Genomic DNA, 18,709 nt, shown 5'->3' with positions numbered 1-18,709 from the left:
GAATTCTACGACCGTAAGCGCTGGGCGACCCGTGATGCTGCACGCAAGGCCGTTGCCTACTGGATTGAAGTCGTCTACAACCGCCGACGTCGGCACTCCGCACTCGGGATGATAAGCCCCGTCGACTTCGAGAACCGCATCGGTCTAACCACCAGCAGAAAAGAAATAGCCGCCTAACCACTAGGTAGCTCCACTACGTGTCCACAATTTGCGGGCAACCCCACTTTTCTACTTTGCTCATTGAGGCTGTCCAATCAACCGTCCGCCCTAGGACTTAACACGCGGGTGCTGTGCGTTACAGTAGGAAGTGCAACCGAACACGGGCGCTCGAGGTATCGAGCTGAGATCGCGCTGTAATCCCCGCGCGAGTACCGCTAGAACCTGCCTGGTTAGAACCAGCGAAGGAAGAATGAGGAGAGACTTTTATGACGGATCCGTCTACACAGCACACCCGCACTACCATCCCGAATGACGACTATGGTGCGGAAATCCACCCGAAGCACAGCTTCGCCCCCATCGAAAAGCAGGTGGATTCCTTCGGCAAGACCTTCACCCTACAGGTGCCGGAAACCGAAGTTCAGCTGGACGATTCCCCAACGGGCCCGAATCCACCGCAGAAGCTCTACCGCACTCGCGGCCCCTGGGCCGAACCGACCGAGGGCCTGGAGGCTTTGCGCAGTGAGTGGATCGAAGCCCGCGGTGATGTAGAAGCCTACGAGGGCAGGCGCCGCAACCTGTTGGATGACGGTAACCGCGCCCTCAAACGTGGCGAGGCCAGTGACGAATGGAAAGGCGCTAGCCGCCAGACGCTGCGGGCCAAGGAGGGCAAGCGCGTAACCCAGATGCACTACGCCCGCCAGGGTATTATCACCCCGGAGATGGAATACGTCGCACTGCGCGAACACTGCGACGTAGAAAAAGTGCGCGAGCAGGTTGCCTCCGGCAAGGCGATCATCCCGAACAACATCAACCACCCGGAATCTGAGCCGATGATCATCGGCAATGCCTTCAATACGAAGATCAACGCCAATATCGGTAACTCCGCGGTGACCTCGTCCATCCGCGAAGAGGTAGACAAGCTGCGCTGGGCCACCCGCTGGGGTGCAGACACCGTAATGGACCTATCCACCGGTAACGACATTCACACCACTCGCGAGTGGATCATGCGCAACTCCCCGGTACCGATCGGTACCGTGCCGATTTACCAGGCACTCGAGAAAGTCGACGGCGTGGCCGAGGACCTGACCTGGGAAATCTACCGCGATACCGTGATCGAACAATGCGAACAAGGTGTGGACTACATGACGATCCACGCCGGCGTACGCCTGCCCTTCGTGCCGCTGACCACCAAGCGCGTAACCGGCATCGTTTCCCGCGGTGGTTCCATCATGGCCGGCTGGTGCTTGGCTCATCACAAGGAGTCCTTCCTGTACGAGAACTTCGACGAGCTGTGCGAGATCTTCGCCAAGTACGACGTTGCGTTCTCTCTGGGCGACGGCCTGCGCCCAGGCTCCATCGCCGATGCCAACGACGCAGCCCAGTTCGCTGAGCTGAAGACCATCGGCGAGCTAACCCACCGCGCCTGGGAGTACGACGTTCAGGTCATGGTCGAAGGCCCAGGCCACGTGCCGCTTAACATGGTGCAGGTTAACAATGAAAAAGAGCAGGAATGGTGCGGCGGCGCACCGTTTTATACCCTGGGACCGCTGGTCACCGATATTGCGCCTGGTTACGACCACATTACCTCCGCCATCGGTGCGGCCAATATCGCCATGGGAGGTACCGCAATGCTGTGCTACGTCACCCCGAAGGAGCACCTTGGCCTGCCGAACAAGGACGACGTGAAGACCGGTGTAATTACCTACAAGGTCTCCGCCCACGCCGCCGACGTCGCCAAGGGCCACCCTGGCGCCCACGAGTGGGACGATGCGATGAGCAAGGCGCGCTTCGAGTTCCGCTGGCACGATCAATTTGCCCTGTCCCTAGACCCGGATACTGCCCAATCCTACCACGACGAAACTCTGCCTGCGGAGCCGGCAAAGACCGCTCACTTCTGCTCGATGTGTGGACCTAAGTTCTGCTCCATGCGGATCAGCCAGGACATCCGCGACGCATTCGGTGACAAGATCGATGAGGCTCTGGCCACCGACCAGAAGCAAACGCTAGTCAAGGACCTCGGCTTGCCAGGCTTCGGTCGCCAGAGTGTAGACGAAGAACGCGTCACTAATACCGAAGGCGAAGAAGAAATGGCCGAGGAGTTCCGCCGTGCGGGATCCAAGCTGTATCTAGACCGCAATGAGGCCAAGGAAGTGGCCGAGGATCTGGAGAAGGAAGCAACGATTCCCAGTGAGCGCTAAGCCTCGCCCTGCTGCGCAGGGTAGCCACCTGGATCTGCGGTGCTACCACGTTACGGGAGCACCGCAGGAAAAGGTCGTCCAGGTTGCCGCAGCAGCGGCCGCCGGTGGTGCGGGCGTGATTCAAGTTCGCAGCAAGCCCATCAGCGTGCGCGATCTGACCGCCCTAGCTATCGACGTTGCCGCGGCAGTCGAGGAAGCCAATCCGGCAACGAAGGTGCTTATCGATGACCGAGTGGATGTAGCGGCCGCCCTAATGGATGATCACCACATCCACGGCGTACACATCGGCCAAGACGACTTGACCCCGCACCTGGCGCGGCAGATTCTTGGCGAGGATGCGATCATCGGGCTGACCACCGGAACCCTAGAGCTAGTGCAGGACGCTAACGAGTACGCAGATGTGATCGACTACATCGGTGCCGGTCCGTTCCGCCCCACCCCGACGAAAATCTCCGGCCGCACTCCGCTGGGGTTGGAAGGCTATCCCCCACTCGTGGCGGCCTCGGCCGTTCCGGTCGTGGCAATCGGCGATGTACAGGCCATCGATGCCGCAGCACTGGCCCAAACCGGTGTGTCTGGTGTGGCGATTGTGCGTGCCTTCATGGACTCCGATGATCCGACTACCTTGGCGACCACGGTTGTGCAAGCTTTCGATCGGGTGAACGGGAATGCAGCAATCGGTTCACATGAATAACACTGTTCTCAGCCCGGGCAACCACCCCGATAGTCAGAAGCTACGCGCGGAGCACGCCATCATTGGCGCGGGAATCATCGGGCTGGCCACGGCATTCGAATTGGTGGAAGCGGGCGTATCCCCACAAGGAATCGTCGTGGTCGATCCCCAGCCCATTAGCGGTGCCACGTTCGTGGCCGGTGGCATGCTGGCGCCGGTTGCGGAGGTGCAATACCGGCAAGAGCCGCTGTACCCGCTGATGGTGGCTTCGGGCGAGATGTTCCCCAACCTGCTGGCCAGGTTAGGTAAGAAAACTACCGCACCGACCGGGCACCGCAGTGAATCCACCCTGGTGGTGGGTGCCGACCGCGCCGATGGCGTGCACATCCGCGAGTTGCTGGCGCTGCAGCAAAGACACGGTATGGATGCCCAGGCGCTGACACTACGGCAAGCCCGAAGGCTAGAGCAGGGGCTAAGCCCCCAGTTGGCGGCGGCAGTGGAAATCCCGGGCGACCATCAGATCAACCCGCGCATGTTCAGCGCGTGCCTGTTGGACTACCTGCAGCAAGCCGGAGTTCGCTTCGTGGCGACGGCCGCAACGCGCATCAACGGGCACGATGTACAGCTCACCGATGGCCGAGTGGCCACCGGCGACACGGTCTATCTCTGCAACGGGCTAGGTGCCAAGGACGTAGACGGCTGGTTCGAGGGTGTCAATCCCCTAGCGCTACGGCCGGTGTACGGTGACATGCTGCGGCTGCGGGTCCCAGACGCGCTGGTGCACACCAGTGGCGAACCGCTTACCCGAGTGGTGCGCGCATTCGTGGAGGACCGGCCGGTTTATGTCATCCCCCGCACCGATGGCACCATCGCCGTCGGTGCAACCAGCCGCGAAGACAACCGCAAAGGTCCTTCTGTAGACGGTGTGCACACGCTTCTTCGAGACGCCATCCGCGTGGTTCCTGGGCTAGAGGATTGCGAGTTCATCGAAGCCATCGTCGGCGCCCGGCCCGGCACACCAGATGATCTGCCCTACCTTGGCAAGGTGCGCGACGGGCTGGTGATCTCCACCGGCTACTTCCGCCACGGAATCCTGTTGTCCGCCTTTGGGGCTAAGGTAGGTGCCCAGTTGGGGTTGGGCACCTACCCCGCCAACGGGTTGGAGATAGACATCTCTGCCTGCGATCCACTACGCCACGCCCGATACAGCCCACCCCGATAGCCACAAAAGAAAGGAATAAGCACCATGGAATACACGCTTAATGGAAAGCGCCGCAGCAGCGAGGGGCATATCACCGTGGCTGCCGTCGTAAAAGCAGAGACCGGCGATGCCTCGCCGAAAGGCGTCGCCGTGGCCGTCAATGGCGACGTGATCCCAGCCAGCGACTGGTCTTATGAAGTTACCGACGGCGATGAAATGGATATCCTGATCGCCGTGCAGGGCGGGTAGGGCTTTACTCATGCTTTCTATCGCAGATAAACAATTCGATTCGCACCTAGTGATGGGAACCGGCGGGGCAAGTAGCCAGGCTATGTTGGAACAATCCTTAGTTGCCAGCGGTACACAGCTGACCACCGTTGCCATGCGTAGGCACAGTGCCACGAGCGCTAGCACCGGTGGGGAATCCATCTTCGAGCTCTTGCAGCGATTGGGCATTGACGTGCTGCCCAACACTGCTGGGTGCCGCACCGCTCGGGACGCAGTAACAACCGCCAAGCTAGCCCGCGAGGCGCTGGGCACCAATTGGGTGAAGGTGGAAGTTATCGCGGATGACCATACGCTTCTGCCCGACGTGGTAGAGCTCGTGGATGCCTGCGAGATGCTGGTTGCTGAAGGATTTGTGGTGCTGGCATATACCAGCGACGATCCGATCGTCGCCAAGCGTCTAGAAGACGTGGGCGTGGAAGCGGTGATGCCTTTGGGCTCGCCCATCGGCACGGGCCTAGGCATCCTGAACCCCCACAACATCGAGCTGATCTGTTCGCGCACCCATGTTCCCGTGCTGCTGGATGCCGGTGTGGGCACGGCCTCCGATGCTGCACTGGCCATGGAGCTGGGCTGCGATGGCGTGCTTTTAGCGAGTGCTATTAACCGCTGCCAGGACCCCATGGCGATGGCCACTGCAATGAAATACGCCGTGGAAGGTGGCCGGTTGGCCCGGCAAGCTGGCCGCATTCCGAAACGGCAGCACGCCGTGGCCTCGTCATCATTAGAGGGGTTGGCTAGCTGGGAAGACAAAGTCCTGTAATGAGCCCACTGCCCCGCGAAGAGTTGTACAGAGTAGCCCGCCAAACCCTATTGCCTGGCTTCGGCATCCCCCAGCAAGAGGCGCTGCACGGCACCCACGTGTTCGTCATCGGCGCTGGCGGATTGGGCTGCCCGCTGATGCAGCAGCTAGCTGCCGCCGGTGTTGGCGAAATCTCTGTGATCGATGACGACACGGTGGATCTCACTAACATCCACCGCCAGATCCTGTTCGGCACCCACGATGTGGGAAGGCCCAAGGTGGACGTCGCCGCCGAAAAGCTCCGGCAGCTGCAGGCCGGCATCGTGGTACATGCGATTCGCGACCGTTTTACCGTTGACAATGCCGTGGGCTACCTTCGTGGGGTGGACATCCTAGTGGATGGTTCTGACACGTTTGCCACCAAGTTCCTAGCAGCGGATGCTGCGGAGATCACAGGCACCCCGCTGGTGTGGGGCTCGGTGCTTCGCTACCGGGGAGACTGCGCAGTGTGGTGGTCTGGGCCCGGCGCCGAGTCCGGCGTGGGCATGCGCGATCTCTATCCCCTGCAACCCGACCCCGATTCCGTGCCGGATTGCGCCACCGCCGGTGTGCTGGGCGTAACCACCAGCGTGGTCGCGGGCTTGATGTCCACCGAGCTAATCCAGTTCGCAACCGGCATGAACCACGACCGGGTGGGCTTGTTGAGCATCTACGATGCCCTGACCGCCTCCATCAATCACTTCCGCGTGCCCCACGACCCGGCACGCGAGCTAACCACACGGCTGCAGAAAGACTACGGTAGCGCAGCTTGTGCCGTGCCGGATGCCGATGCTGCCGCTGCCACTGCCCCCGATATGTTCGAAGATCTGCGCGACGGTGCCGCGGCCATCGATGTGCGCGAGGCCGGGGAGGCTGCCATAGATGATTTCTTTTTTGCTGCCGGCACAGAGCATTACCACTTACCAACCTCCGCGTGGCAGGACGATCCAGAGGTGGCGCGCTGCCTGCTCGATTCCCTGCAGGCCGAAGGGCAGCGCAAAGCGTGGGTATACTGTGCTTCCGGCAAGCGATCGGCCAACTTCATCTCGACCTTCGCCGCGGATGCAAAACAGCGTGGTATTAATATGCGAAACGTCGCAGGCGGCATAACAAGCCAGCCCGCAGCGTTCCACGGAATACCAAAGCACTAGCTAGTCAATGACGTCGATGACAAGGTGATTCGGGTTTTCCGGTAGGTCCACCTTGAACTTCGCGTTGGATTCATAAAAAGGTGCTGGGGAGTCACCTGCTTAGCACAGAGTATCCAAACCTTACATAGAATCCAGATTCAGGAGGGCCATTTCTGGGCGTGGTCTACAAGCATGACTGGGATGTCATCCTCAATGGGATAGGCAATGCCCAGCCGCTCGTTGACGAGGACCTGTTTATCTTCCAGATATGTCAAAGGGCCCTTGTCTTGCGGGCAGACAAGGACCTCTAGCAACTTCGGGTCAAGACTCATGCGTCTTATCTTAGCGGGTAGAGGAAGAAGTTGGATCCCTCTACCCCACCTTCGACTTAGAGCAGGGATGGAACGTTTGCAACCAGGGAGAAGAGATCCTTCGGGTCATCCGGGTTGGCGATGATGTCGATCTCAGACTCCAAGTCGGTGCCCTTGACGGAATCGCGCAGGTAACGCAGGGCGGAGAAGTCGTTGATAGCGAATCCGACGTCGTCGAAGAGCGTGATCTGCTCATCGTCATCGCGGCCGGTGGCCTGACCAGTGAGCACCTGGTAGAACTCGACAACCGGGAAGTCTTCCGGCTTCTGCTGGATTTCACCTTCAATACGGGTCTGCTCTGGGAACTCTACGAAGACCTTGGACTTGTCCAGGATGGAGCTCTCCAGCTCGGTCTTGCCCGGGCAGTCACCGCCAACGGCATTGAGGTGTACGCCTGGGGCGACGTGGCGCTCAGCCAGAATCTGGTTCTGAGCCTTGTCTGCGGTACAGGTGGTGATGATGTCTGCTCCCAATACCGCCTCGTCGACGCTGGAACAAGCAGTGATATTAAAGCCCAGTGGCTCCAAGTTGCGCTTGAACTTTTCTACCGCCTCAGGGTCGATGTCATAGATGGTAATGTCCTCAATTCCCATAACGCCGCGGAAGCCAAGCGCCTGGAACTCGGACTGGGAGCCCGCACCAACCATGGCCATGCGCTTGGAATCCTTGCGCGCCAAGTGCTTTGCCACCATGGCGGAGGTCGCGGCGGTACGCAGTGCGGTAAGCAGCGTCATCTCGGCTTCGAAGGTGGGGTAACCATTGTCGACGTCGGCAAGCACGCCAAAGGCAGTAACGGTCTGGAAACCGCGAGCTGGGTTGGATGGGTGACCGTTGACGTACTTGAAGGAGTACTCCTTGCCATTGGAGGTAGGCATGAGCTCGATAACGCCGAACGGGGTGTGGGAGGCAACGCGCGGAATCTTGTCGAAGCGCTCCCATTCGCGGTAGTCGGCCTCGAGGTAGTCCACCATTCCGGTAATGATGATTTCTACGCCTTCGCGCTGGATCCAGCGCGCCATATTTTCTACATCTACGAACTTAACTGCGTGGTTCATAAAGGTTCCTTTCTATTTCTTTGGGTGAAGGTCTGTTTGCGGTGCGGCCGGGAAGCTGGAGGTTGGCAGGTGCTTCGCCTTCCTCTCTTCCGCGATAGTGCGAATGCGGTCGCGCCATGCGTACCACATTGCCATAAAGACCGGAACGAGGAGCAGGGTCGAGGCGAGCGCATAGGTGCCGATCGGATAGTCAAAAGCCATCAGGATAATGACCAAACCAATAAAGATGAGCACTGCCCAGTCTCCGCCTTCGCCAAACGGCGAGCGGTATCCCGGTCGGGTGTAGCTTCCGCTCTTGGCCAAGCGCACAAATTTGAGGTGCGAGAGCGCAACTGCCGCCCAGGACGCCAATGTACCCAAGGCTGCCAGGTTGAGCACGATTTCAAACGCCATCTCCGGCACCACATAGTTGAGGAAGACGCCTACCAAGCCCACCATGGCCGCCATGACGATGCCACCGTAGGGCACGCCAGACTTGGACATGCGAGCGCCGAACTTCGGGCCGGAGCCGGAGGTGGACATGTTGTACATAATGCGGCCGGTGGAATACAGGCCGGCGTTGAGCGAGGAAATCGCAGCGGTGATAACGACAAGCTGGAAAATCGGAGCTGCCGCTCCTACGCCAAGGGACTCAAAGAAAGTCACAAATGGCGACACATCAGCAACGTAATCGGTGTACGGCAGCACGAGCGTGAGCAGCAGCACGGAGCCGAAGTAGAAAATCAGGATGCGCAGCAGCACGTTGTTGACTGCACGCGGAATGTGCTTTTCTACGTTCTTGGTCTCGCCGGAGGTGGTACCAACGAGCTCAATGCCGGCATAGGCAAAAACGACGCCCTGGACGACGATCACGGCTGGCATCAAGCCATTAGGTAACCAGCCGCCGGTGTCAGAAATGAGACTAAAGCCGGTCGGGTCGCCACTCGGGTGGCCAAAGATGAGGACGCCGATGGCTACCAACATGAAGATGATCAGCGCGACGATCTTAATCAAGGAGAACCAGTACTCCAGCTCGCCGAAGATCTTCACCGAGAGCATATTAAATACAAGGATGCCGCAGATCACCACGAGCGCAAGTAGCCACTGCGGGACGGAATCGAGCCACGAGGTGTACTGGCTAAACCACTTGATGTAAATGGCGACGGCCGTGCCATCCGCCACTAGGGTCATAGCCCAGTTTCCCCAGTACAGCCAGCCGGTGACGAAAGCTGTCTTCTCGCCATAAAACTCGCGCGCATAAGACACGAAGGAGCCGGAGCTGGGGCGATAGACGATGAGCTCGCCAAGTGATCGCAGAATGATGTAGCCGAAGAAGCCACATACGAGGTACAGCACGGCGAGGAAGGGGCCTGCGTCCTGCAGGCGGCCGCCGGTGCCCAGGAGAAGGCCGGTACCGATTGCGGAACCGATGGCAATCATCTGCAGCTGGCGATTGCCCATTCCCTTTTGCAGGCCATGGTCTTCCGAAGCGTAGACTGCCTTTTCATTCTCGTGTGGCCCAGCTGGAGTGGGCGGAGAATTTACTGTCATTGGAGAGATCGTCCTTTCATTTCGGTGAATGAGTCTGTTAGGTCACATTCCCTGCAAGAATACTAACGCACCACACTGTTACCCATGTCACCACTACCCCCATTGTGTTCAACAACGCAGTTGACAGGTTGGGAATGGGGGTCAATCCCCTACCCCCGCGCTTTGGTATAAAAGAACCGCATGGCCAAAGACCATGCGGTTGTGAAGAGCAGAATCAGTTAGCGCACCGGCTTTTGCGCCCAAGTACGAGCAGCCGCGGCACGCTCGCGGACAGTCTCGCGCTGCTCAGCCACGCGAACACCAGCGGTGCCGCCCTTGGTGGCACGAGAGGCCACTGCCCCGTCGATAGTGAGCACTTCACGAACGCTAGGCTTCAGCCGCTTGTCGACGCCCGCCAATTCCTCATCGGTGAGCTCAACTAGGTCGACGCCTCGCTCCTCGGCGATGCGCACGCAGGCGCCGGACGCTTCGTGTGCCTCGCGGAAAGGAACGCCTTGGCGAACCATCCATTCGGCCAAGTCGGTAGCCAGCGTGAACCCTCGCGGGGCAAGTTCGCGCATGCGGTCCTCGTGGAAAGCCAGTGTGGACACCAGCCCGGTCATTGCCGGCAGCAGCAGGTTAAGCTGCGCCACCGAATCAACGATGGGTTCCTTATCTTCCTGCAGGTCGCGGTTATAGGCCAGCGGCTGTGCCTTGAGCGTAGACAACAGGCCAGTGAGGTTACCGATAAGGCGGCCGGTTTTGCCGCGGGTGAGTTCCGGAACGTCCGGATTCTTCTTTTGCGGCATGATGGACGAGCCGGTCGACCATGCATCATCCAGGGTGACGTATCCGTATTCCGGCGTGCACCAGTAGATAATTTCTTCCGAAAGTCGGGACATGTCGACGGCAATCTGGGCCAGCACGAATGCGGTTTCGGAGGCGAAGTCACGAGCCGCAGTGCCATCCAAGGAGTTCTCTGCGGCGGCATCGAAGCCGAGCTCTTCCGCAATGGCTTCCGGATCCAGTTGCAAGGAGGAGCCGGCTAGAGCGCCAGAGCCGTAGGGCGATACCGCCAAGCGCTTATCCAGGTCCTGCAGACGCTCAATATCGCGCAGAAGTGGCTGTGCATGCCCCAAAAGCTCGTGCGCCAGCAGAATTGGCTGTGCCGCCTGCGAGTGAGTTTTGCCCGGCATAATGGCGTCCGGATGTGCTGCTGCCTGATCAGCCAAGGCATCCACCAAGTCGCTCACCTGAGCCGCGGTATCGCGAATGGCATCACGTACCCAGATGCGAAACAGGGTCGCGACCTGGTCATTACGGGAACGACCAGCGCGCAGGCGACCGCCTACCTCTGGGCCCACAATCTCGATGAGCCCGCGCTCCATCGCACCATGCACGTCCTCATCTGTGGGCGCTGGACGGAACTCACCAGAGGCCACCTTCTCCCCTAGTTCGGTGAGGCCGGAGAGCATGGTGTCCAAGTCGACGCCGGAAAGCAAGCCCGCTTTGTGCAGCACCTTGGCATGCGCCTTGGAGGCTAGTACGTCATATGGTGCCAGCACCCAGTCAAAGTGGGTGGATACAGAGAGGGCAAACATCGCCTCAGATGGACCGCCGGAGAAGCGGCCACCCCATAGAGCACCCTCATTAGTTTTATGCGGTTCCATGTGCTCCTACTTCTGCGCGCTGGTGGGGAAACCGCCGTCGCGGTCACGCTGGTTGGAAATCTGGGTGGACAGGCCGTGCAGCTGCACAAAGCCCTTAGCTGCGGTCTGGTCAAAGCTATCGCCAGTGTCATAAGTAGCCAGGTCAAAGGAGTACAATGACTGGCCGGAACGGCGTCCGGTGACCGTGGCGGTACCGGCATGCATGCTCAGGCGGATATCGCCGGTGACGTTTTCCTGGGACTCCTCAACGAAGGCATCCAGGGAACGCTTCAGCGGCGAGTGCCAGAGGCCGTCATAAACCTCCTCGGACCAGCGAGCATCGGTCAAGCGCTTGTAGCGGGCCAACTCGCGCTCCACGGTGACATCCTCCAGCGCCTCGTGGGCCTGGATGAGGACCATGGCGCCCGGAGCCTCATAGACCTCACGGGACTTAATGCCTACCAAGCGGTCCTCCACCATATCCAGACGGCCAATGCCCTGCGCACCAGCGCGGCGGTTGACCTCTTCAATAATCTGCAGCGGGGACATCTTCTGGCCATCGACTGCCACCGGGATGCCCTTCTCAAAGGAGATGATGATTTCATCCGGGGCATTACCCAGGCCTGGATCCTCGGTATAGGCGTAGAGATCCTTTGTTGGCGGGTTCCACAGATCCTCGAGGAATCCGGTCTCTACCGCGCGGCCCCACAGGTTCTGATCGATGGAAAATGGCGAGGAAGCAGACTGCTCGATCGGCAGGTTGATCTCTTCCGCGAAGGCGATGGCCTTATCGCGGGTCCACGCATAATCGCGTGCAGGGGCGATGATTTCGAGGGAAGGATCCTGGGCGCGGAAGGAAACCTCGAAGCGTACCTGGTCATTACCCTTGCCGGTGCAGCCGTGGGAGACGTGGGTGCCGCCGAATTCCTGCGCGGCCTTTACCAAGTGCTTGGTAATGAGGGGGCGGGAAATAGCCGATACCAGCGGGTACTGCTTCATGTACATGCCGTTTGCCTTGATGGTGGGAACGCAGTATTCCTCTGCAAACTCATCCTTGGCATCGATAACGATGGACTCTACGGCACCGCAGTCAAGTGCACGCTGGCGAACCGATTCCATATCTTCGCCGCCCTGGCCCAAGTCCAGGGAAACGGCGACAACGTCACCACCGGTCATTTTTGCCAGGTATGGGATGGCAACGGAAGTATCAAGGCCACCAGAGTAAGCCAAGACTACGCGTGCGGACATGGTTAATCTCCTTGTTCTATTGGAAACAATTCATCTAAGCACATAATATACGATGGTGGTCAGGATTGCCACCACCGCCGTCTAAATATTCCGCGTGGTAAGCGTCACTGCCAGATCTGCGCCCGTGACGCCCTCGCGCGCCAAGACGAAGATGGTGTCATCTCCGGCGATGCAACCAATGACATCGTGCAGCCCCACCCTGTCAATAAAGCTGGCAAGGTACTGGGCCGCACCGGCTGGGGTGCGCAGCATAGCTATATTGCCGGAAGAATCATGGGATACCACCAGCTCATCGAGCATGCGGCGCAGCTTTTCACGGGGGCCGCCCACTTGGTCTTCAAATTGCTCCAGCTCACCGCCGACCACGTAGTAGGAACGGCCACCGTCACGCTTTACCTTCTTCGCTCCCAACTCATCCAAGTCACGGGACAAAGTGGCTTGCGTGATGTCGATGCCGTCTGCGAGGAGAAGCTCGGATAGTTGCACCTGGCTGGTGACGCGATTGCGATCCAAAATCTCTAGGATCTTGGCCTGCCGAGCATTGCGGGTGGTCGGGGTGTTCATTACTTAGTTGATCTCCTTATTTATTTCGAGCAACCAGACAAGAAGCGCTTTCTGCGCATGCAGGCGGTTCTCCGCTTCATCAAAGACGCGCGACTGTGGTCCATCAATTACCTCAGCCGTGACCTCATTTCCACGGTACGCCGGCAAACAATGTAAGAATATTGCATCCTTATGCGCTTTGCTCATTATGGTCGAATCGACCTGATATGGCAGGAACGGCGTACGCCTATCGCGGCCATCATTTTCCTGCCCCATAGAGATCCAAGTATCGGTGATGACAACGTCTGCGCCTTCTACTTCATCCACGTCATCAGTAATGGTGATATTGCCCCGCTTGCTTGCACGGGCAACGAATTCCTGGCGCGGCTGGAATCCTTCGGGCGCGATAATTGAGACATCCATGCCGGCCGTGGCGAATCCAATCATGTAGGAGTTAGCCATATTATTATCGCCATCGCCCAAGTAGACGGCCTTTTTACCTTTAAGGTCACCCAAATTCTCGCGACAGGTCAGCAGGTCAGCCAAAATCTGGCAGGGATGCAGGTCGTCGGAAAGCGCATTGACCAGAGGAACGGTAGCAGTCTCCGCCATCTGGAGGAGGTTGTCATGGTCAAAGGTGCGCCACACGATTGCCTCCACGTACCGCGAAAGCACCGCGGCCGTGTCCTGGTAGGACTCCCCCTTGCCCATCTGAGTCGTAGAAGTATCGACAGTAATGGCCTTGCCGCCCATATTCGCTACTGCGGTTTCAAAGGAAAAGCGAGTCCGCGTAGACGTTTTATCAAAGAGCACCGCCACGGTCTTTGGCCCCTCTAGTGGGCGCTCCGCAAAGGGGTCCTTTCTGAGCTTTTCAGCTAGATCCAAAACGGTTGCTTGTTCTTGTGGGCTGAGATCATCGTCAGCCAGAAAGTGTCGCAGGCTCATGCCAGTTCCTCCATTATCGTCCGAAGTGTTGTCAGTGCTGTGTCTAGTTCATCGTGGGAAATAACCATGGGTGGGGTGAGGCGGAGTACATTCTCACTGGGTGCGTTGAGGATGAGCCCCTGTGCACGCCCGTCGCGCACGGCCTGCTTAGCCACCGGTTGTGCTAAAACAATGCCGAGCATTAGGCCGCGGCCGCGTACGCGTTCTACTAGCGGCAATTTTTCAATCTCTTGCCGCAGATAGTCACCCTTATGGGGAACTTCCGCAAGAAATTCCGCATCCACGTATCCGGTGGCGCCTGCTATTGCTACTGAAATCGTCATAAGCGTGACTATAGCAATAAATACACTCGGCCGTATGTTATTCACGCAAGATGGAGATATTCCCTGGTTAATACATCACCAGAAATGAAAAAATGTATGAAAAAAGGGGTGGTGAGCTATATCTCACCACCCCTTCCTAGGGCCTAGCTATGTGCGCATCTCTGCGCCCAAGCGCTGCTTAGCCAGCTCCGCTGCGGCCGTGCGGTGCTCGTTGACCTCCTCATCGGTCAACGTGCGATCCGCTGCACGGAACAGCAGCTGGAAGGCCAAGGACTTCTTGCCCTCACCCAACTGCTCGCCACGGAAAATGTCGAAGAGCTCGACGGACTCGATGAGTTCGCCCGCCCCCTCTTCCACGGTGGCGCGCACGCGCTCTGCTGGGACGTCTTCATCCACCACGAGCGCAATGTCCTGGTGCAACGCTGGGAAGGAGGACAGTACCGGCGCAGGGAACTTCTCTTCCAATGGCATAGCGGTAACGTCCAGCTCCATAGCGCAGGTGCGCGCCGGCAGGTTCAGCGCTTCCAGAACCTGCGGGTGAAGCTCACCGGCATGGCCCAAGACCACATCGGTGCCAGCTACCTTCACGGCAGCACACCGGCCTGGGTGCCAGGGAAGAACGTGCGCGGCCTCAAGCTCGATATCCACACCGGCGGCGCGAGCGACCTGGCGGGCAGACTCGATGGCGTCGGCATAGCTATATGCGCGTCCTTCGCCCCACGGGCCCTCATGCTCGATATTGCCGGTGGCCACCGTTGCAACGTGCAGCGGCTGCTCAGGAAGAGTATCCAGAAGTTCGGAAACAACCTGTTCAGAAGGTCGCTGCTCTACAGAGGGCATGGGCGATGCCTCGGCGCGCTTGAATGCCACCTGCTGCAGGCCATACAGGGCGAGGTCGCTGCGGCCACGCGCAACATTGCGGCCGATGGCCTCCAGCATGTTCGGAAGCAGAGTCGTGGACAATATGGCCTTGTCGGCCTCGAGCGGGTTCTGCACCTCTACGGTGCGGCGGCGAGCATCATCCTTGTCCAAGCCCCACACATCAAAGGTGTCGTTCGCCACGAACGGGGCCGGCAATACCTCTGCATAACCGGCATAGGCCAGTCCGTGACCAATTGCGCGGCGACGCTTCTGCGCTGGCGTTAAGCCGCGACCGCCTGCGGGAGTAGGCAGGACGGTAGGAATGTCTTCCAAGCCCTCAAGACGTAGGACCTCCTCAATGAGGTCAACATCCATGGAGATATCGGTGCGCCACGTAGCGGGCGTTACCTGCAGCATGTCACCCTCATCGGCAACAGTGCAGCCGACTTCCTCGAGGCGGGAAATAACAGTCTCACGGGAATAGTCAACGCCGGCATACTCGCTAGCCTTTGCGGTGCGCAGGGCAATGGGCTCGCGCTTGGCGACGTCCCCGATAAGCGTCCGGCCTTCCTCAATGGTGCCACCCGCCAGCTGCTGCAAGAGCGCACAGGCGGTGTCCAGAGCGACCTCGACAATCGCAGGGTCCACGCCGCGCTCGAAGCGACGCGAGGATTCAGAAGACAGCTTATGGCGGCGGGAGGTGCGCGCCACGGTAATCGGATCCCAGATAGCGGATTCGAAGACCACATCAGTGGTCTCCGCCGAGATTTCGGAGGTAGTACCGCCCATGACACCGGCCAGCGACTGGATGCCGTTGTCATCGCAGATAACCACATCTTCTGCAGAAAGCTCCCGCTTTACGTGATCCAAGGTCTCAAACTTCTCGCCTTCGTCGGCATTGCGGACAACGAGATTTCCTTGGATAACGTTGGCGTCAAAGGCATGCATCGGGGCACCCAAAAGCAGCATCACGTAGTTAGTAATGTCCGTGGGCAGGTTTACGCTGCGCTGGCCGCAGAGCATGAGCTCGCGCTCTAGCCAGAACGGGGTGCGTGCCTGCGGGTCGATGCCGCTGACCTTGCGGAGGCCGAAACGCTGCGCCTTGGTCTCGGGGTTGAGAGTGACGTCGATAAGCGAGCCCTGCGCCGCTGGAACAGCAGAGGTATCAATGCCAGCAACGGACGGGTCTTCGGCAATATCGGCAAAGTCCAGGTCGAAAGCCGAAGCGATCTCACGGCTCAAACCGCGCGCGGACAGGGCGTATCCGCGATCCGGGGTGATGTTGACGTCAAAGTCGGTATCATGCAGCCCTATAACCGGGCGAGCGTCCTCGCCTACCTTATCGGCGACGTCATCGCCCAAGACGATGATTCCGTTAGCCTGTGCGCCCAAACCGAGCTCAGCGCCGGAGCACAGCATGCCATTAGAGATGTGGTCGTAAGTCTCGCGCGCCGCAATCTTGAAGCCGCCAGGAAGCTCCGAGCCCGGAAGCGCCACAACGACATAGTCATTCAAACGGAAATTACGAGCACCGCAAATGATGCCCTGCAGCTCGCCCGTGCCATTAGCCTGGCCTACATTTACCTGGCAGTAGCGGATGGGCTTTTTGAACTGCGTAAGTTCCTCGATCTCTACCACCTGGCCGATGACCAGCGGACCGGTGCTCTCCGGAACGGCAGCGTAGCCCTCGGTTTCAAAACCGACGCGCACGAATCCGGAGTCCATATCGGCAGCGGAAACGTTCCAACCAGGGTTCTTAGCGCCCAGGATGCGGGTGACCCAGCCTTGGGAAATAAGCATTAGTGTGTCTATCCTTTCTGGGTTTTAGGCCTGTACGCCAAACGGCACGGTGAAGCGGACATCGCCTTCGACCATGTCGCGCATATCGGTCAAGCCATTGCGGAACTGCAGCGTGCGCTCGAGGCCCATGCCGAAGGCAAAGCCCGTGTATTCCTCTGGGTCAACGCCTACGGCGCGCAGCACATTGGGGTTCACCATGCCGCAGCCGCCCCACTCGATCCAACCGGCGCCGCCCTTCTTATTGGGGAACCACACATCAACCTCGGCAGAGGGCTCGGTGAACGGGAAGTAATTCACGCGCATGCGCGTCGTGGTCTCCGGACCGAACAGGACCTTGGCCAAGTGCTCCAGGGTGCCGCGCAGGTGAGCCATGGTCAGGCCCTTATCCACGGCCAAACCTTCTACCTGGTGGAAAACCGGGGTGTGGGTGGCATCCAGCTCATCGGTGCGGAATACGCGGCCGGGGCAAGCGATATACAGCGGCACATCGCGCTCCAGCATCGTGCGCACCTGTACTGGGGAGGTGTGCGTGCGTAGCACCTGCTTAGAGCCCTCGCCGGAGACGTGGAACGTATCCTGCAGGGTACGTGCTGGGTGGTCCGGCTTAAAGTTCAAAGCGTCGAAGTTAAAGTACTCTGCCTCGACCTCGGGGCCATCCGCGATTTCCCAGCCCATGCCGACGAAAATATCCGCAATGCGCTCAGACAATGCGGTAATTGGGTGAAGAGCACCAGTCTGGGTGCGAGTGGTGGGAATGGTGACGTCAACGGTCTCTGCTCGCAACTGCTCCTCGCGAGCCTTTTGCTCCAAGACATCCTTAACCTGGGCAAAGCGCTTTTCCATCTTGCCGCGGGCCATGTTGACAGCCTTGCCAGCACTCTTGCGCTGATCCTTGGGCAGCTGCCCCAATGACTGGCGAGCCTGCGGAATATAGCCGCCATCTCCTAGGTGCTCGCGGCGGGCTGCAGCCAGCTCATCGAGCGTTTCGGCTGCGTCGAAGGCTGCGATAGCCTTATCGGCCGCGGCCCCAAGAGCCTCTTCGGTCAATTCGATCTGCGGTGTATCGGACACGTACTTCGTACCTTCTTCTCGCGCGAAAACTAACGCGTGCAATCTTACTCTGTCCCGGCTAGCCCGACCGCCCCAGGGACCCCCTTTTCATTCGGGGTTCTACTTAGCTTCGCTCTTGGGCCTTTGCGGACTCATAAAGACAAATGCTGGCGGCTGTTGCCAGGTTGAGTGACTCCGCGCGGCCGCGCAGCGGAATACGCACCCGCATGTCAGCCTCTTCCAGCAATTCGCCGAGCCCATGCGCCTCGTTGCCAAAGAGCCACGCCGTTGGCTGAGACAAATCTGCCTCGGCTAGGTCTACCTCGCCATCGGCAGCCGTCGCCACGATCTGCATTCCCGACTTACGCAGCTGCCCCAAGACATCCTTAATATTGGGGTCTCGCGCTACCGGGACATGAAACAGCGAGCCAGCCGAAGCGCGCGCAACCTTGCAGCTGAGCGGGTCGACAGTCTCGCCCGCAAAAATTACTCCGTCTGCGCCCATGGCGTCGGAAGTTCTAATCAATGTACCTGCATTTCCCGGCTCCGAAGTAAGCACGGGAACGGAGACCAAACTTGGCTTGCCGTTAAGGATTTTGCCCGCGGACCACAGCACCGGCTTGCACAGCGCGAAAAGGCCGGTGGTGGTTGCGGTATCGGAAAGATGCTTAGCCGCTTTATCGGTGATGGGATGTACGTACACTCCCATGTATCCACAGGCGGTAATAATGTCACCGAAGCGTTCTGCGGCCTTTTCAGTGACGAAAACATCGACAGCAGCGCCAGTAGACACCGCGGCATCTACGGCGTTTTCTCCCTCAATCAGGAATTGCTTCGCCTTTTTCCGGTTAGCCGCACGGTGCAGCTTGGCTGCGTTAACAATGCGCGGGGTGCGTTCAGTAAAGGCAGAGTCAAAATCCAAATTCAT

General features: G+C 59.2%; 18 protein-coding genes and 1 riboswitch. Of the genes, 7 read left to right on the top strand and 11 right to left on the bottom strand.

The annotated features are described in order from the left end of the window. The 7 genes from MHY13_RS09900 to MHY13_RS09870 form a co-directional block, all read left to right on the top strand. The coding region (locus tag MHY13_RS09900; RefSeq protein ID WP_239282993.1) for an IS3 family transposase at positions 1-177 on the top strand (177 nt) is incomplete at its 5' end. Between the two features lie 132 nt (positions 178-309). Further along, positions 310-424, top strand: a riboswitch (TPP riboswitch). A gap of 1 nt (position 425) precedes the next feature. Continuing rightward, positions 426-2,357: a phosphomethylpyrimidine synthase ThiC gene (gene thiC / locus MHY13_RS09895; RefSeq protein ID WP_239282992.1), complete on the top strand. Its 1,932-nt coding sequence runs from the start codon at positions 426-428 to the stop codon at positions 2,355-2,357. 28 nt (positions 2,358-2,385) lie between these two features. Further along, positions 2,386-3,051, top strand: a complete 666-nt coding sequence (locus MHY13_RS09890) for a thiamine phosphate synthase (protein WP_239191635.1) — start codon at positions 2,386-2,388, stop codon at positions 3,049-3,051. Next, complete coding sequence (thiO, locus tag MHY13_RS09885) at positions 3,044-4,252, top strand: glycine oxidase ThiO (protein ID WP_239191311.1); 1,209 nt, start codon at positions 3,044-3,046, stop codon at positions 4,250-4,252. Before MHY13_RS09890 ends, thiO begins: the two co-directional genes overlap by 8 nt. A 24-nt stretch (positions 4,253-4,276) precedes the next feature. Next, on the top strand, positions 4,277-4,480 hold the full coding sequence (gene thiS / locus MHY13_RS09880; RefSeq protein ID WP_200287553.1) for a sulfur carrier protein ThiS: 204 nt from the start codon (positions 4,277-4,279) through the stop codon (positions 4,478-4,480). A gap of 10 nt (positions 4,481-4,490) precedes the next feature. Beyond that, positions 4,491-5,279, top strand: coding sequence for a thiazole synthase (locus MHY13_RS09875; RefSeq protein ID WP_239282991.1), 789 nt, complete (start codon positions 4,491-4,493; stop codon positions 5,277-5,279). Then, positions 5,279-6,448, top strand: coding sequence for a ThiF family adenylyltransferase (locus MHY13_RS09870; RefSeq protein ID WP_239282990.1), 1,170 nt, complete (start codon positions 5,279-5,281; stop codon positions 6,446-6,448). Before MHY13_RS09875 ends, MHY13_RS09870 begins: the two co-directional genes overlap by 1 nt. Before the next feature lie 137 nt (positions 6,449-6,585). Here MHY13_RS09870 and MHY13_RS09865 read toward each other — a convergent pair whose 3' ends face one another. The 11 genes from MHY13_RS09865 to MHY13_RS09815 all read right to left on the bottom strand — a co-directional run bounded on the left by MHY13_RS09865 (position 6,586) and on the right by MHY13_RS09815 (position 18,709). Further along, positions 6,586-6,759 (bottom strand): Trm112 family protein, encoded by a 174-nt coding sequence (locus MHY13_RS09865; RefSeq protein ID WP_239282989.1) that lies wholly within the window; start codon positions 6,757-6,759, stop codon positions 6,586-6,588. Positions 6,760-6,815: 56 nt separating this feature from the next. Further along, positions 6,816-7,853, bottom strand: coding sequence for an ornithine cyclodeaminase (locus MHY13_RS09860; protein WP_239282988.1), 1,038 nt, complete (start codon positions 7,851-7,853; stop codon positions 6,816-6,818). A 12-nt stretch (positions 7,854-7,865) separates the two neighbouring features. Beyond that, the gene (locus tag MHY13_RS09855; RefSeq protein ID WP_239282987.1) at positions 7,866-9,383 is read right to left on the bottom strand and encodes an amino acid permease; all 1,518 of its coding nucleotides are present in this window, start codon (positions 9,381-9,383) and stop codon (positions 7,866-7,868) included. Between the two features lie 218 nt (positions 9,384-9,601). Further along, positions 9,602-11,032 (bottom strand): argininosuccinate lyase, encoded by a 1,431-nt coding sequence (gene argH, locus MHY13_RS09850; protein ID WP_239282986.1) that lies wholly within the window; start codon positions 11,030-11,032, stop codon positions 9,602-9,604. Between the two features lie 6 nt (positions 11,033-11,038). Beyond that, positions 11,039-12,259, bottom strand: coding sequence for an argininosuccinate synthase (locus tag MHY13_RS09845; RefSeq protein ID WP_239282985.1), 1,221 nt, complete (start codon positions 12,257-12,259; stop codon positions 11,039-11,041). A gap of 81 nt (positions 12,260-12,340) precedes the next feature. Continuing rightward, positions 12,341-12,823: an arginine repressor gene (locus MHY13_RS09840; protein WP_005323257.1), complete on the bottom strand. Its 483-nt coding sequence runs from the start codon at positions 12,821-12,823 to the stop codon at positions 12,341-12,343. 3 nt (positions 12,824-12,826) lie between these two features. Continuing rightward, on the bottom strand, positions 12,827-13,747 hold the full coding sequence (gene argF / locus MHY13_RS09835) for an ornithine carbamoyltransferase (RefSeq protein ID WP_239282984.1): 921 nt from the start codon (positions 13,745-13,747) through the stop codon (positions 12,827-12,829). Beyond that, positions 13,744-14,070, bottom strand: coding sequence for an aminotransferase class III-fold pyridoxal phosphate-dependent enzyme (locus tag MHY13_RS09830; RefSeq protein WP_239282983.1), 327 nt, complete (start codon positions 14,068-14,070; stop codon positions 13,744-13,746). Before MHY13_RS09830 ends, argF begins: the two co-directional genes overlap by 4 nt. 147 nt (positions 14,071-14,217) lie before the next feature. Then, entirely contained in the window at positions 14,218-16,731 is a 2,514-nt protein-coding gene (pheT, locus tag MHY13_RS09825) for a phenylalanine--tRNA ligase subunit beta (RefSeq protein ID WP_239282982.1), read from the bottom strand. Between the two features lie 24 nt (positions 16,732-16,755). After that, on the bottom strand, positions 16,756-17,802 hold the full coding sequence (gene pheS / locus MHY13_RS09820) for a phenylalanine--tRNA ligase subunit alpha (protein WP_239191338.1): 1,047 nt from the start codon (positions 17,800-17,802) through the stop codon (positions 16,756-16,758). 103 nt (positions 17,803-17,905) lie between these two features. Continuing rightward, positions 17,906-18,709, bottom strand: a complete 804-nt coding sequence (locus MHY13_RS09815) for an RNA methyltransferase (protein ID WP_204609205.1) — start codon at positions 18,707-18,709, stop codon at positions 17,906-17,908.

The organism is Corynebacterium sp. ACRPE, from assembly GCF_022347435.1.
GTDB classification, from domain to species: Bacteria; Actinomycetota; Actinomycetes; order Mycobacteriales; family Mycobacteriaceae; genus Corynebacterium; species Corynebacterium tuberculostearicum_D.
This window is presented reverse-complemented; position numbering and strand designations above follow the sequence as displayed.